The following is a 14,988-nucleotide window of genomic DNA, read 5'->3' on the forward strand; positions in this document are numbered from 1 at the left end:
AATCAGTTCGTGAGATGCTTTTTGAGGAAGTCCGCCATGATCTGGGTGCGCTTCTCGTCATAGAACTCGCTGCCGCCATGCAGGCTGGTGGGGAGGACGATGTGAGTCACCGTCAGTCCTGCGGCGGTGTAGGCCTTCGCCAGCTCTTCGGATTGCTGGGGCGGCATCTGCGGGTCCGCACCGCCATGGATGAGCAGCAGCGGAGGATCTTTCTTGTCCAGATGCGCCACCGGGCTGGCGAGCCTGGCGAGGTCAGGCTGTTGGTTAGGCAGGCCGCCCAGCAGCAGCTTCAAAGCAGGAACACGAACCTCGAGGCCATCCTCCGTGCTCTGGCCGAGGATCGTTTGCAGGTTCGAGGCGCCGTAGAGGCTGATGATGCAGTCGATATCGCTGCTTTGGTCGAGATGATCCCCGAGCTTGCCCTCCAGGTCCTTTTGACCATTCGTGACACCGACCAGCGCGGCCAGATGCCCTCCTGCCGAGGAGCCGGCAATCGCCACTTGGTTCGTGTTGATGTGGAGCCGGGCTGCATTCGCGCGCAGGAATCGGATGGCGGCTTTGATGTCGTGGGACTGAGCCGGAAACTGTGCCTGGGTGGAGAGCCGGTAGTCCACGCTGGCGATGGCGAAACCCTGGCCGAGCAAATCATAAATGGGCACGTCTGACTTCGTGCCAGCACGCCAGGCCCCGCCATGCACATAGACAATCAGCGGTGGATTCTCCGCCTGTGGCCGATGCAGATCCAGTTTCAGCGACAGATCACCGGCGCGCGCGTACTCAATGTCCTCCTGGGTGTCGGCGAAGGCCGAGGTGCATAGCAGGCAGAGAAGGAGCAGCGCTTTCATGAGGTGGGAGGGGAATCGTAGCATGCCACTCTCAGCAACGGCACGAAGAAAGCGTTCCCGACAAAAAAGAAACAGCCTTGCCGGGGATGCCGGCAAGGCTGTGAAGGAACACGAAGCAGGTGAGTTAAGCTGCAAGCGCCGCGGCGACATTGCCGACGAGGTCTTTGCCTGGGGTCAGCGTCTTGGCACCGGGGGTCCATTTGGCAGGGCAGGCCTCGGAGGGGTTCGCCATAAGGTGGACATTGGCTTCCATCTTGCGCACAAGTTCCGTAGCATCGCGGCCCACGTTGTAGAAGTTCACCTCGGAGGTGACGAGCTTGCCTTCCGGATTGATGATGAAGGTGCCACGCAGGGCCAGGCCTGTCGCGGCATCATACACGCCGAAGAGACGGCTGACGGTGCCGGTGGGGTCAGCACCGAGGGTGTAGTTCACATTCTTGAGCAGGCCTTCGGTATTGCGCCAGACCATGTGGGCAAACTTGGTGTCCGTGGAGACGGCGATGACGTGCGCGCCGAGTTCGGCGAGCTTGGCCTGCTGGTCGGCCAGATCCGCGAGCTCCGTGGGGCAGACGAAAGTGAAGTCAGCGGGGTAGAACACCAGGATGGTCCATTTGCCAGCCTTCTTGATATTGGCGAGCGAGACCGTGCCGAAGTCACCCTGGCTCGGTTCATAGGTTTCCATTTCAAAGTCCGGCACGATCGTGCCGACGGAGGCAATAAGGGGGGATTGCATGAGGGGGAGTTTTGGGGATCATGCAGCATGAAGGGTGCCGCAAGTGAATCCCATGCCATTCCCCGCCCTCCAGCCTGGGTCAAATGAAAGCATTCACCACCTTTTGCGCCTGACGCTCACGCTCTTACATGGGGCGCTCACAGACGCAGCTTTTTCACCAGGGTAGCCTGCACATCCGCCTCGGAGATGGGCTCATGGTCCACCTTCACGTTGGGCAAGGCCGCCTTGATCTTTTCGACATCGGCCGCCGGGATGTCCACGGTTTGAATCTTCAGCTTCGCAAGCTTCGGCAAAGCTTGGAGATGCGGGATGATGGCGGCGGTGAGACGTGCCTCGGTAAGCTCCAGTGACTCCAGCGTTTTGATCTGGGCCAGCGTGGCCATGGTGGAGTCATCAAAGCTGACCGGCGAGTCCTTGCCCCAGTTTGGCAGGCGCTGGCCGATGCGCAGACCACGAAGGTTCGTGAGTTTCACAAGATGTGCATTGCCCGCCTGGGTCTGCGCGGTGTGCCAGGTGCGGAACTCACGCAGTTGCGTGAGCTGGCCGATGGCTTCCATGGCGGTGTCACCCGCGGTAGAGCCGGCAAAAGTGAGGCGCTCAAGATTCGGCAGTGCCTTCAGATAGGCGAGACCGCTGCCGGTGAATTTTTCGGAACGAAAAGCGGGATGGAAAAAAGCGAGCGAGCGCAGTTTCGTAAAGGCGGTGAAGCTTTTATAGCCTTCATCCGTGAGCTGCACGCCATCGGTGCTGATCTCCTCGAGCTCGGTGAGGCCGGAGAGCAGCGGCAGCGTGGTATCGGTAATGGTCTTGCCGCTGATGGAGAGTTTCTTCAGCGTGGTGAAGCTGCCGAGCGTGCGGAAGTCCGCCTCGGTGAAAGCATCACACTTCACCTGCACCTGCGTGATGACACCGCCGGTCTCGGTGATCTTCGCGCCCAGGCTTGTTAAAGCGGCGGCATCTGGTGCGGCGGAGACGTGGGAGGTGATGAATGACAGGAGAAGCAGCAGGTAGGGTAGGCGCATGATGAATGAGGAGGATCGTTGAAACGTGCTTTCGTGGTGTTTCCAGACAGCAAAAGAGCGCAGCTTATTTGGGAAGTAGCTCCCGCACTTCGTCGGCATCCTTCTGCTTCACCACCTTGGCCTCTTGTGCACGAGTGAGGAGGGCGAGCGCATTCTCCTTTTGATGCCGCAGGCCGAGGAAGAGGATGTAGTTGCGCGTGATCATGGATCGCGTGTCGGCTTCAAGGCTGGCCGTTTTTTCCAGGATGGTGTCCACGTTGATGTCAGCATAAAGCGCGGCAGCTTTGTCGAGACTCGCCTTGCTCTGGCTCTGACGCAGGAGGGTGACGGCACGCTGGCCTTTGATTTCGAGATCATCCGGGGCCTCTTTGCGCAGGGTGTCGAGGTGGCGGAAGGCTGCGTCCCAGTCGTCAAGGTGGGCGGCGCCTGCTGCGCACATCTTGCGATTCGCTACGCTGGGCAGGATGGCATTCTGAATCTCTGCGATGGCGTAGGAGGACTTGGAACCGTCGCGGTCTTTGGACAGGCCCATGAGCAAGGTGAGTGTCAGGTAGCCCTCCGGATCCCGTTTCAAGGACTCGATGAGGGTGTCGAGATTTTCGGGCTCCTTCTGGGTGATCATGCCCATGAACACATCAAGCATGGCGATGGCCTCGTAGGCGCGCGCGGCCTCGGTTTCTTGCAATTGCCGGGCGAGCTCGCTCAGACGCTGCATGGCGAGCTCAACGAACTTGATGTTTTCCGGTGCGGGTGGCTGCCCGCTGCCAGCGGCTTTGAAAAACACGCCCATGGCATGGCAGATGGCCACGGCGCCCGCACGCGCGGCATCATCGCCAGCCAGCTTCAGGGCCACGCTTGACTCTGCCGTGTGACACAGGACCTGGCCCATGGGTTTCATGATGCCTTCCTGCATGAAGACCGCACGCAGCGTTTCCTCGGAAGTGCCTGGGGGCGCCTGCCTCGGCAGCTTGGCGATCACGGCCATCTGCAGGAACTCCACCTGCGACTCCCACACACGGCAGAAGGTGACAAAGTCTCCCGCTGTCGCGCACTCCTTCATGAGCGCGTCACACTCGCCGACGAACTTTTTCACCCGGCCTTTCAGTGCGCTCAACTCTTCCTCGGTGAGGGGATTGGTATTAGATTTAGTTAGGTTTTCAAACATGCCTCCCAGCCGGTCGTCGGCGCCCCAGCCAAGCAGCTTGCCGTCTGTCGTCAGCGCGTGAGTAAACCTTCCGTTCATATCCTCACTGATCCTGCCAATGCTGCGGCCCTCCCTGGCACCCGTAGGCATCACTTCCACAGGAACAATCATGCTCGCGAGGTTCCCATTGCCAAAGCATCCCCGCGAATTGCGGCCCCAGGCATAAAGCGTTCCGTCGTCTGCGAGCGCCATGTTATGAGTGTAGCTTGAGGAGATTTGCACAATCCGTCGTGTGCCAAACTCCTCCATTCTCACGGCACAGGGAGTGACCGAGCTGTAGCCCTGTAAGGCGTAGTTACCCAGAAAGGTGTAAAAGTAGTTATCACCCCATGCATAGAGCATTCCATCGTCTGTGAGCACCATTGCATGGGAATAGCCAGCTGTTACTTTTTTCACTTTTTTGCCAGCCAGCACTCCTGACATATCCACAAGTCCAGGCATGGAGGTCTGACCTCCTCTGCCAAGTGAGCCGAAGGGACTAGCCCCCCAGCTAAACACGCGACCACCAGCATCTACCGCCAGGGACTGAAAGTTTCCTGCGGCAACTTCCTTGATCTGCAACCCGGATAGCGCAGCCGCCTCAGAGATCAGTAGCGGTACATCGGAGTTTGTAGTGCTGCCATTGCCAAGCTGGGATGACTGGTTGTCTCCCCAGCCCACAAGTTCTTCAGTGCTCGTTATGGCGAGTGCAAAATAGTTTCCCGCGACCACCTTGGTGATGGATCGGGTAGCTAAGGCACCCGTGTTGATCAGTCTTGGTGTCAGCACTCTTGGAGTGAAGAGGCCGCATTGCCCGGCTTCGGATCTACCCCAGGCAAAGACCGCACCATCACTGGTCCAGGCAAGGCTGAAGTCCCATCCAGCGGCGATACCGATCACGGTCTTGCCATTGAACGCAGACATGGGCACCGGGGCGGGCCTGTTCTCGGGGCGGGTGTTTCCCGTGCCAAGCTGACCGTCGTCATTGTCGACCCAGGCAAAGAGCAAACCATCCGCCGTCAGCGCCAGGGCATGGTCATTGCCATCGACGACCCGTGTGATTTGTTTGCCTACGAGAGGTCCAGTATCGCTGATGATCACGGGCTTGGCCGAGTAGTTTGACCGGTTCAGCCCGAGCTGTTCCTGATGATCCTGTCCCCACGCCAGGAGGCCTGCCGTCGCCGCAGGAACGGAAGGTGATGCGGCCATAAGGCAGACGATGAAGACCCAAGGCCGGACGTGGTGGCAAAAACGCATCGAAGTCAGCCCTCAAGATACTCATCCAGCCTAGTGGAGTCACGCATTATTCGGGAGGCCGAGGATCTAGAGGGGATAGTTAGGCGATTTGGGGAGGGATGAGGCTCCACTCCCACGGGAGGTCGGCACAGCTAGTGTTTGCCCCGCAAGTATGGCGCGTTGCGGGTCGTTTCGATCTCTGTGCAATCTGACTCATCCCTACCTGAATCCCTCGTCCGCCGTGACTTTTTGAAGAAGCTGGCGGCGGCGGGCACGGCTGCGTGGATGACGGGGGAGCCGAGGGCCATCTGGGCGAAGACGGGGGAGGTGGTGAAGCAGCCGCCGGCGAAGGCGGATGCCTGCATCCTGCTGTGGATGGCGGGGGGCATGGCGGCGCCGGAGACCTTTGACCCGAAGCGCTACCTGCCTTTTGAAAAGGGGCTGGAGGTGAAGCGGATGCTCAGCACCTTCCCGGCGATCGACAGTTCGCTCGATGGGGTGAAGATCAGCGCCGGGTTGCCGGAGATTGCGAAGGTGATGGACCGCGCCTCGCTCATCCGCAGTGCGGTGCAGCCGGACCTGGGCAGCATTCTGCATTCACGTCACCAGTATCACTGGCACACGGGCTATGTGCCGCCGCAGACAGTGGCTTGCCCGCACATCGGGTCCTGGATGGCGAAGGTGCTCGGGCCGCGCAATCCGGTGATGCCGGCCTTCATCAATGTAGGCCAGAGGCTCGAAGGCATTGGCGAGAGCGAGGAGTTGAAGGCCTTCACCACGGCGGGATTTTTTGGCAGTGAGTTCGGGCCGATGAACCTGCCGTTTCCGGAAGAAGCGGCGCAGTCCGTGAAGCCGCCGAAGGGCATGGATGCGCAGCGCTTTGCGAACCGCGACAAGCTCTTCCGCAAGCTGGTGGACAAGAGCCCGAACCGTGAGGTGATGAGTGACTACCAGCAGCAGTCCATGCTGCGCAGTCTGGACAATGCGTATCGCCTGCTTAGCGCGAAGGAGCGCGAGGCTTTTGATATCACGCTCGAACCGAAAGAGAGCTATGCGAAGTATGACACGGGCCGGTTCGGTCGTGGCTGTTTGCTCGCGAGACGTCTCGTGGAAGCTGGCGCGCGCTTTGTGGAAGTGACGACGGAGTATGTGCCATTCCTCTATTGGGATACGCACAAGAGCGGTCATGACACGCTGGCGGGCTTGCATAAGGAGATCGACCGGCCCATCGCGCAACTGGTGCAGGACCTGGAGGCGAAAGCTTTGTTAGACCGCACGCTCATCATCATCGCCAGCGAGTTCAGCCGCGATGCGCTGATTGAGGGAAAGCCAGGCTCCACGGCCAGTGACCAGGCTACTTTCAAGGTCGACAAGATCGAGGAAGCCCAGCACTACGGGCTGCATCGTCACTTTACCGGCGGCACGAGCGTGGTGATGTTCGGCGGCGGCACGAAGAAAGGTTTCCTTTATGGTGAAACGGCGGATGAACGTCCGCTGATCGCCACGAAGAATCCAGTGAGTGTCATGGACCTGCATGCCACCATCATGACGGCCATGGGCATCAGCCCGAAGACGGAGTTTGAGATCGAAGGAAGGCCCTTCTACGTGACAGAAGATGGCAAGGGCAAGGCGGTGATGGATCTGTTTGCCTGATTTGATCCATGTCGCACGCTCCCACAGCACTGATCCTGGGCGGAGGTGTCTTTGGCCTAACAGCTTCTTTGGAATTGAGAGCGCGTGGCTGGCAGGTCACGCTGCTGGACGCGGGTGGGATCCCGCATCCGGATGCAGCCTCCACGGACATCAACAAGGTGGTGCGCATGGACTATGCCCTGGATGAGCAATACACCGCCATGGGTGAGCTCGCGATCCAGCGCTGGCATGCATGGAATGCACGCTGGAATGAGGAGCTGTATCATGAGGATGCCTTTCTCATCATGACACGCGGCGAGATGCTGCCAGGCTCCTTTGAGCATGACAGTCATGGTTTTCTCACCTCACGCGGACATGTGCTCAAGCGCATGAGCAGTGCGCTGTTGCGGCAAGATCATCCGCAGTGGAAGGCGGAGTGTTTTCCGCATGGTTATCTCAATGCACGCGGAGGCTGGGGTGAGAGCGGACGAGTCGTCTCGCGCTTGAAGCAGGATGCGCTGAGTGCCGGTGTGGTGGTCCATGAGCGCGTGGCTTTTGCGGAATGGATACAAGAGGGCGGGCGCATTTGTGGTGTGAAGGATGCGCGTGGCCGTGAATGGCGCGCGGGCATCACGGTGTCAGCTTTGGGGGCGTGGACGGCGGAGCATCTGCCATGGCTCGCGGATCGTCTGTGGGCCACGGCGCAGCCGGTGTTTCATTTCAAACCTATTAATGAAGATGAGTGGCGAGCGCCTGCGTTTCCGGTGTGGGCGGCAGACATCGGCACGACAGGCTGGTATGGCTTTCCGGCGAATGCGGAAGGTGTGGTGAAGGTGGCGAACCACGGCCCGGGCCGTCGAGTGAAGGCGAGCGAGCCTCGGGTGATGCCTGAAGGTGAGGAGCAGCGCTTTCGCAGCTTCCTGCGCGAGACCTTTCCAGCTCTCGCGGATGCTCCAGTGGTGGTCTCTCGCATTTGTTTTTATGGGGACAGCTTCGACGGGCATTTTTTCATCGACCATGATCCTGATCGACCTGGGTTGGTGGTGGCAGGTGGTGACTCGGGGCATGCTTTCAAGTTCACTCCGGTGCTGGGTGAAGTCATCGCGGATGCGGTGGAGAAAAAGCCGAACCCATGGCTGGCACGCTTCGCCTGGCGCGAAAGGTCGGCGAACATGGCTGAAAGTGCCCGCGCCACGAATGATGTCAGGTAGCGACGCAGGATCGGGCCAGTCTTCAGCACTTACTGCTTTGTCTTATGCGGTTTCTGCGCCATTTCTTCCCAGCCCATGACCCTCCGTCACCCTGAATGGCTTGCGCTTTTGCCCATCCTGCTGCTCGCGGGATGGATGGTGCCGCGCCTCGGAGTGTGGAAGCCGCTGCGGGTGATCTTGCTGATCTTGATCACGCTGGCACTAGCCGAGCCGCAATGGCGGCGCTTGCAGGATGGCATTGATCTCTGGGTGCTGCTGGATTCGTCTGTGTCTGCGGAGGAGCCGATGGCGAAGGGGCTGCCTGAGTGGGAGAAGCTACTGGAGAAGCATCGCGGGCCGAATGACCGCGTCTTTTATCTGAATTATGCCACGGAGGTCATGCGCCGAGGCGCTGAAGGTGCGGAGCTGTATGCGCGCAACCGCCATTCGACCCAGACGGGCATGGCCATCACCCAGGCGCTGACGATGGCGCAAAAGGAGGGCAAGGACAGACCTGCGCGTGTGCTCGCTTTCACCGATGGTTATGCCACGGAGCCGCTCACGGGCATCGCGGAGAAGATGGTGCGCCAGGGCGTGGAGCTGGACTACCGTCTCGTGCGTGATCCCGAGCCGACGGACTATCGTGTGGCCTCTCTGGGGATGCCTTCGCGCTCGCAGTTAGGCGAGCCTTTCATGATCGAGGTGGAGGTCAAAGGCACGCGCGATGGCAAGGTGCCGATCACTATTTTGCGCGATGGGAAGGAGCTGCGATCCGCTGAACTGGAAGTGCGTTTAGGCAGCGGTCGGCTGCGTTTCACGGATCGTCTCATCACCACCGGTGTGGCGCACTATGAGGCGCTGATCCAGCCGGAGAAGGATGCGCATCTGGGAAACAACCGCCATGAGGCCATGATCGAGATCGCTGGAGGACCGCGAGTGCTTTTGCTGAGCTCGTATGTGGATGATCCGGTGGCCCCGACCTTGCAGCGTCAAGGCTTCACGGTCGAGACCGTGACAGACACGCGAAACCTACGCCCTGGCCAGCTTGCCGGGGTGAAGTGTGTGATCCTCAACAACGTGCCTACGTTTGAGCTGCCATCTGATTTCCTGCGCGCCCTGGACTTCTATGTGCGTGAGCAAGGTGGCAGTCTGCTGATGGCAGGCGGGAAGAAGAGTTTTGCGGCAGGAGGTTACTTTGAGTCGGCCATCGACCCCCTGCTGCCGGTGTCCATGGAGATGAAGCAGGAGCACCGGAAACTCATGGTGGCCATGGCCATTGTCATGGACCGCAGCGGTTCCATGGGCATGACGGTGGGGAATGGTTTTACCAAGATGCAGCTTGCCGATGAAGGCGCGGGGAATGCCATCCGCTTCCTCGGCGCGCAGGACTTGCTGGCGGTGTTTGCCGTGGACAGCAGCGCACATGAGATGGTGCCGCTACAGCAGGTGGGGCCGAACCGCGAGAAGATGGAGAGCGCGGTGCGCCGTATCGAAAGCACCGGCGGCGGCATCTATGTTTACGAGGGTCTCAAGGCGGCCTGGGACCAGCTCAAGACAGCGCCCGCGGGACAGCGCCACATCATCCTCTTTTCTGATGCGGCGGACTCGGAGGAGCCGGGTGATTACAAGCGGCTGATCGATGATATTCTCAAAGGCAACGGCACGGTCAGTGTCATCGCTCTCGGTCAGCGCAGTGATGTGGATGCAGCCTTATTGGAGGACATCGCCAAGCGTGGCAAAGGCCGTCTCTTCTTCACGGACAAGGCGGAGGAGCTGCCGAGCATCTTCAGCCAGGAAACCGTGGCCGTGGCGCGCAGTGCCTTCATCTCGGATCCGGTGAAAACGCAGGGCGCTGGCGGCTGGTTTGAGATCAGTGGTCAAACCATGGAGTGGCTGGGTGAGGCGGATGGTTACAACCTCAGCTATCTGCGTGACTGGGCTAGCCAGGGACTCATCACGAAGGATGAATACAGCGCGCCTCTGGTGTCTTATGGCCAGCGTGGCATCGGGCGCACGGCGGCGGTGAGCTTTCCTCTCGGCGGCGAGCATTCCGCCAAGGTTCGTGCCTGGCCGAAGTATGGTGACTTTCTCCAGACGCTCGTGCGCTGGCTCATGGGCGAGCAACTACCACCTGGTGTCGGCTTGAAGCATCATTTGGCAGGCCGTCAGCTCACGATCGACCTCATGCATGATGCCGAGTGGGAGCCGAAGCTGCAGGCCAAGCCACCACGCATCCTCATGGCACATGGCAGCGCTGCGAAAGACTCGCATGAACTGGCCTGGGAGCGTCTTTCGCCCGGGCACTATCAAGCCAGCGTCACGTTGACGGAAGGTGAGATGGTGCGCGGGGCGGTGCAACTGGGTGGCAGTGCCGTCAGCTTCGGTCCCACGCTGCTTGGCAGCAGCACGGAGTGGGCCTTTGATGAATCTCGTACCGAAGATCTGCGCCGCACTTCACTGGCCAGCGGTGGACGTGAGTTGCTGGATCTCAGCCAGGCTTGGCGCAGTCCGCAGATCACCCGGTTTGCGGACATGCAGTCCATGCTTTTGCTTGCGGCCTTGGTGCTGATGCTAGTTGAGGCGCTGGTCACCCGCACGGGATGGCGCATGCCGGAGTGGGCGTTTTCGGGATGGGCCAAACAAAAAGTGCCGAAAGCCTCGGTGGCTTCTGCGAAGCATCAGGAGAGGCTGAAGGTGAGGACGGTGGAGGTGAAGGCGGTGCCTGAGGAGGCGAAGACTGCGCCCGAGGCTGCCCCACTTTCTCCCGAAGAGCGAAGAAGTAGATACGACAAGGCGAAGAAGTATTCGCGATAGTGGTGAAGCATCCGTGCCTCTCGTACGCGCACAACGTCGTCACATTGGCGAGACATCTCATGCGCAGACAGCGGTGTCGCGCTTGAGCGCTTCCCACTGCACTCCACGACGCTTCGCGACACTCTGCCTCATTTGTCCTTCGCTTTTCTCAGCACGAGCAGCCAGTCGCCTTTCCAGGGTTCTTTGCCGAGGTTCGGCATTGGCATGTAAACAGGTCCGGCTCCTGAGATAGTGGCAGCCGCTGAAAGGAAGTCTCCCGTGGCTGGATCGAGCGCCATGGCCGTCTCTGGAATGCTACCGCTCATCTGCTTGTGGCCGTTGAAGAAGAGACCGTTCTTGGCGAAGCCTGGGACATAGATGACGGCGAAGCTGCCATCTTCGGTCACGGCGGCCATGGGCTTGTTCTGCGAGGTGACTTCGATGCCATTCAGCGTGACGAGCGAGTCGTCACGGCGCAACTTCGTCCAGTCGAGACCTTCGGTGAAGAACTGCTTCTCGATGATCTGGCGCATCACACCCATCTGCTTGGCGCCGGGCAGGTCGAGAGCTTCCTTCCAGGGGGTGCGTGCATCCGTCTGCTGCTTCCGTTTTGTGAGATCATGGAACTGCCAGATGCTGTGCGTGCCATAGACATGCCCGCAGGCACCGCTGAGCACGCTGCGCCAGGCGGCCATGCGTACGTCCTTGTCATCAAACCACTCGGTGGGCTTGCCATCCTTCATGAGCCCGCGCACGGGATGGTCCTCATAGCAGGGCTCGCCATCAAGTGTGGGCTTGAGAGCGGCCAGGGCCAGGTTCTTCGCGTTCATGTCATAGTTCGCGAAGAAGCGCTGCGCATGGCCGCTCTGGAACATGTGAAAGTCTAACCAAGATTCATCCGGCCAAAAATCCGAGGAGTTCTTTCGACCTTGCGGATGATAGGTGACGAGGTGTCTGCCGCCATCGCCCTTCTTCAAGCCAGCTGCCATGGCGCGGATGATGGCGCGGTGATTGTCATTCTCGATCGGGCGGTCTCCGCCGAGCACCCAGATCACGGGTTTGTCGGCATAGCGTCGGCCTAACCATTCGCAAAACACGGCTGCGTTCTCGGGCGTGAAGATCTCCGGACCCTTGCCCCACTTCTTGTTCCACTTGTCTCCCCAGGTGGGCAGCAGCGCGGTGCGCAGACCGAGCTTCGCGGCTTCATCGATGACCCAGTCCATGTGAGAGAAGTAGGCTTCGCGCGGCTTGGTGGGATCATTGTTTTCCAGTGGCAGCTCACCGGCGGCATTCGGCAGATGGAATTCAAACTCTGCGAGAGCCACAGCGAAGACGGTGTTGAAGCCTTGTGCGGCCCGCTTGTTCAGATAGAGCAGCGTTTCATCGCGGTCGAGCCGGTGAAAGAGCTCCCAGGCGGTGTCCCCGAGCAGGAAGAAAGGCTTTCCGTCCGTGGTCTCAAGGTGCCGCTTGTCCGTTGAGACTCGCAGTTCCGGAAGGTCAGCACCACAAAGGCTCCAAAGACCTGACAGCAGGGAAAGACCGAGCGCGGCATATCTTTTCATGGGCAGGAGTGTGGAAGAATGAGGTCTGCATGGCAAGCCTGTCACAGGGAGGCAGGGCGGATGTTTTTTTACTTCCCAAGACCCCGGTTTTTTTGGGAACATGTAGCAATCACTTACGTCAAAGTGTTCTCTCGCATCATGAAAGTCCACGCCGCCTCTCTTATCCTCACTCTTTCGCTTCTCGGCAGTATCCCGTCGCTGATTGCTCAAGCGGCTGCTCAGCCGATGCGTCTTTGGACGAATCAACAGGGGCGTACGGTGCAGGCATCGCTGGTGGAGATCTCAGGCGCAAACGTGGTGCTGCAGCTTCAAAATGGAACGAAGAGCAATGTGGCCATCAATACTCTGGGCCAAGCCGATCAGGAATATCTGAAGAGCGTCAAAACCTCCGGTACTCCGGGTGCTCCCGCAGGAGCAGCCTCCATTGCGAATGCTCCGCTAGCCTGGCCTGCACCCATCACTGTGAACACCAAGACGCTGGTGATCACGCCGGGTGATCAGGATGAGGCCAAGCGGAACTACCACTATCAGTCGGGGCCGTTTGAGTTCATCGCCAAAGCTCCGCTGGCAGGCACGGTGATGCGTGAGGTGGCAGGTGATTTCGAGCTGACACATCTGGCCTTCAACAAGCTTCCTTGGGGCTGGAAGCCGAAGCCTGAGCAGGGGGACTTTTTCAAAGTCTACCTCACGGAGACGGACGAGGATTTCATTGAGCTTGGCGGCATTGATGGTTCGGCAGCCGGGTCCAAGGACGACTATGTCTTCATCAAGTTCACCTCGATCGGACTCAAGAAGGTGGGAGCCAAGTACGCCTACGATGCGAAGCAGAAGGACGAGGGGCAGGTGGTGGGCATGACTTCCCGCCTCATGATCGGGGACATGCGCATCCTGCTCCAGCCATGGTCAGCCCTGGGGCTGGAGAAGTTCATGCGCACGGTGGCCTATCACAATGGCGGCCTTTCATTCACCGGGCTGGAGTCAGAGCTCAAAACTGTGATCAAGCTGGATCTGGCCACCGGCGCGAAGCCGGAGGTGAAAGGCCTGGTGGAGTATCTGCGGGCAGGCTGGGATGACCAGCGCAGCAACGTGAAGCAGATCCGCATCCAGAATTTCTACAATGGTCTGCTGCTGGTGTACTACTTCGGCTTTCTGGAGGGAGATGGCAGCGGGGCTCGCCTGCACCAGTATTACCGCGATGTGGCCCAGGCTGCGATGGCGGAGCGCTCCTTCCGCGAGACGGACGGGAAGTCTGCACGGCCGCCAGGAAAGACCTCGGCAGATCTCGGGCTGGAGTTTCTGAACAAGCTGCTCGCTGGCCGGACCGATGATCAACTGAAGGCAGACATGATCACCAAGTTTCGCGGCATCGGCGTCAAGTTTGACGACGAGTGAGAGGACTCCTCACAAGGGAGGTTTTCTCTGGTCACGCCCGGATGGGCGGGCCGAACCACTCGTAGCACATCAGGTAGATGATGATGCCCGTGATGCTGACGTAAACCCAGATGGGCAGGGTCCACTTGGCCATGCGCTTGTGCTTGTCGAACCGGTTCCGGAGCGCCGGAATCACCGTCATGATGATCATGGGCAGGTTCAGGATGGCCAGCGGCACGTGTGAGATCAACAGCGTGAAGTAGACAGGGCGGCTCCAGCCGGTGCCCGCGAACTTCACATGACCCACGGTGAAGTGATAATACAGGTAGCAGCCCAGGAAGGCTGTGGAGAACAGCAGCGCGATGATCATGCTGGTGATGTGCGCGGTCCTTTGCTTCTGTTTGATCAGGACAACGCCCAGAATGATGTGCAGGAGAGCACAGGCATTGAAAAGGGTATAGAGTTTCGGGAGGTCTTCGGGGTTCATGACGAAAGCTGACGGGGACCGGCAGTCGCTGAGCTGGGTGGGCAGGGAACTGTGAAGCAGCCCAGCAGCCAGGATCAACAAAGATTAGGCGGGTAAACGGAAGTAAAGACTCAAGGCTGTCCCTTCTTCTGCTCTTCCAGGAAGTAGCGAAGCTCAGTGCGGATCAGTTCGTCGTAGAATTTCTGCGTGTCGGCATCGCCATTCATCACGTCATACAAGCCACGCACGTGCCCCTGGTGGTCAACGATGGCCACGCGCAGGTCATGGATGTATTTGTCGTCCGGGGTGAGGCGGTCGGCCTCCGGCAGGTCCTGCACGGGGCGGAACTTCAGGGAGAAGGTCATGAAGTTCCTCACCACATCCTTCTCACCATTGAGGAACCACCAGTGATCGGTGTCCTTGATGTCGATGCCGCGGGCGAACTTCTGCATCATCTCCGGGGTGTCCTCGGGGTCGAGGGTGAAGGAGACAAACTGGATGCCTGGGTTGCCGCCGAACTCATCATACAGCTTCTTCAGCTTAGCGATCACGCCTGCGCAGCCACGGGGGCAGCGGGTGAAGACCCAGGAGGCGATGATGACCTTCCCCTTCAGGTCAGCGAGGTGCACTTTCTGGCCATTGCGCTCGGTGAATTCCATGTCCTTTTCCAGGCGGCCCATGAAGGGCGGGCGGCGGAGGACAGTGCCGTCGGCGAGGGTGATCTTGTCCTCCTTTTTCTGTATGGAGCTAAAGATCAGATAATTGTACAGCACGGCCACGCCGAGGACGATCATGATGATCGGGATCCAGAAGGTCCAGGGGTTGATCGGGCGCTTTTCAGGCGGGTTGGCGGAGGGGGCGGCAGACATGCTGAAAGTGAGATGTAGAGTTACGCCCCGGAGTCAAGACCGGCGGCCAGGCGTCCCCTGTCAAAAAAGTCCCACTTTTTGGGAAT

The 14,988-nt window shown here is 59.6% G+C and carries 11 protein-coding genes; 4 read left to right on the plus strand and 7 right to left on the minus strand.

Annotated features, from left to right (window positions below; translation table 11 throughout):
• Positions 1-2 precede the first annotated feature (2 nt).
• From BGE01nite_RS05280 to BGE01nite_RS05295, 4 genes are all read right to left on the minus strand, one after another.
• The gene (locus BGE01nite_RS05280; protein WP_218032905.1) at positions 3-845 is read right to left on the minus strand and encodes an alpha/beta hydrolase; all 843 of its coding nucleotides are present in this window, start codon (positions 843-845) and stop codon (positions 3-5) included.
• Between the two features lie 124 nt (positions 846-969).
• Entirely contained in the window at positions 970-1,578 is a 609-nt protein-coding gene (locus tag BGE01nite_RS05285; RefSeq protein ID WP_146849228.1) for a peroxiredoxin, read from the minus strand.
• 137 nt (positions 1,579-1,715) lie between these two features.
• Positions 1,716-2,600 carry a leucine-rich repeat domain-containing protein gene (locus tag BGE01nite_RS05290; protein ID WP_146849229.1) on the minus strand — a complete coding sequence of 295 codons (885 nt, stop codon included), beginning with the start codon at positions 2,598-2,600 and terminating at the stop codon, positions 1,716-1,718.
• 64 nt (positions 2,601-2,664) lie between these two features.
• Positions 2,665-4,992 (minus strand): RCC1 domain-containing protein, encoded by a 2,328-nt coding sequence (locus BGE01nite_RS05295; RefSeq protein ID WP_170266605.1) that lies wholly within the window; start codon positions 4,990-4,992, stop codon positions 2,665-2,667.
• 228 nt (positions 4,993-5,220) lie between these two features.
• Between BGE01nite_RS05295 and BGE01nite_RS05300 the strand changes: the two genes are divergently transcribed.
• The 3 genes from BGE01nite_RS05300 to BGE01nite_RS05310 all read left to right on the plus strand — a co-directional run bounded on the left by BGE01nite_RS05300 (position 5,221) and on the right by BGE01nite_RS05310 (position 10,655).
• On the plus strand, positions 5,221-6,672 hold the full coding sequence (locus BGE01nite_RS05300) for a DUF1501 domain-containing protein (RefSeq protein WP_246145667.1): 1,452 nt from the start codon (positions 5,221-5,223) through the stop codon (positions 6,670-6,672).
• Positions 6,673-6,680: 8 nt separating this feature from the next.
• Positions 6,681-7,862: an NAD(P)/FAD-dependent oxidoreductase gene (locus BGE01nite_RS05305; RefSeq protein WP_146849231.1), complete on the plus strand. Its 1,182-nt coding sequence runs from the start codon at positions 6,681-6,683 to the stop codon at positions 7,860-7,862.
• A 75-nt stretch (positions 7,863-7,937) separates the two neighbouring features.
• On the plus strand, positions 7,938-10,655 hold the full coding sequence (locus BGE01nite_RS05310; protein WP_218032906.1) for a VWA domain-containing protein: 2,718 nt from the start codon (positions 7,938-7,940) through the stop codon (positions 10,653-10,655).
• Between the two features lie 128 nt (positions 10,656-10,783).
• Here the strand turns inward: BGE01nite_RS05310 and BGE01nite_RS05315 are convergent, their stop codons facing one another.
• Positions 10,784-12,196: a glycoside hydrolase family 140 protein gene (locus BGE01nite_RS05315; RefSeq protein WP_170266606.1), complete on the minus strand. Its 1,413-nt coding sequence runs from the start codon at positions 12,194-12,196 to the stop codon at positions 10,784-10,786.
• Positions 12,197-12,334: 138 nt separating this feature from the next.
• Here BGE01nite_RS05315 and BGE01nite_RS05320 point away from each other — a divergent pair, with 138 nt between their 5' ends.
• Complete coding sequence (locus BGE01nite_RS05320) at positions 12,335-13,588, plus strand: SHD1 domain-containing protein (protein WP_170266607.1); 1,254 nt, start codon at positions 12,335-12,337, stop codon at positions 13,586-13,588.
• 31 nt (positions 13,589-13,619) lie between these two features.
• Here the strand turns inward: BGE01nite_RS05320 and BGE01nite_RS05325 are convergent, their stop codons facing one another.
• Positions 13,620-14,054 (minus strand): DUF420 domain-containing protein, encoded by a 435-nt coding sequence (locus tag BGE01nite_RS05325; RefSeq protein ID WP_146849234.1) that lies wholly within the window; start codon positions 14,052-14,054, stop codon positions 13,620-13,622.
• Positions 14,055-14,164: 110 nt separating this feature from the next.
• On the minus strand, positions 14,165-14,902 hold the full coding sequence (locus BGE01nite_RS05330; protein WP_146849235.1) for an SCO family protein: 738 nt from the start codon (positions 14,900-14,902) through the stop codon (positions 14,165-14,167).
• Positions 14,903-14,988 lie beyond the last annotated feature (86 nt).

It is taken from the genome of Prosthecobacter gellanilyticus, from assembly GCF_007992435.1.
In the GTDB taxonomy this organism is placed as follows: domain Bacteria; phylum Verrucomicrobiota; class Verrucomicrobiia; order Verrucomicrobiales; family Verrucomicrobiaceae; genus Prosthecobacter; species Prosthecobacter gellanilyticus.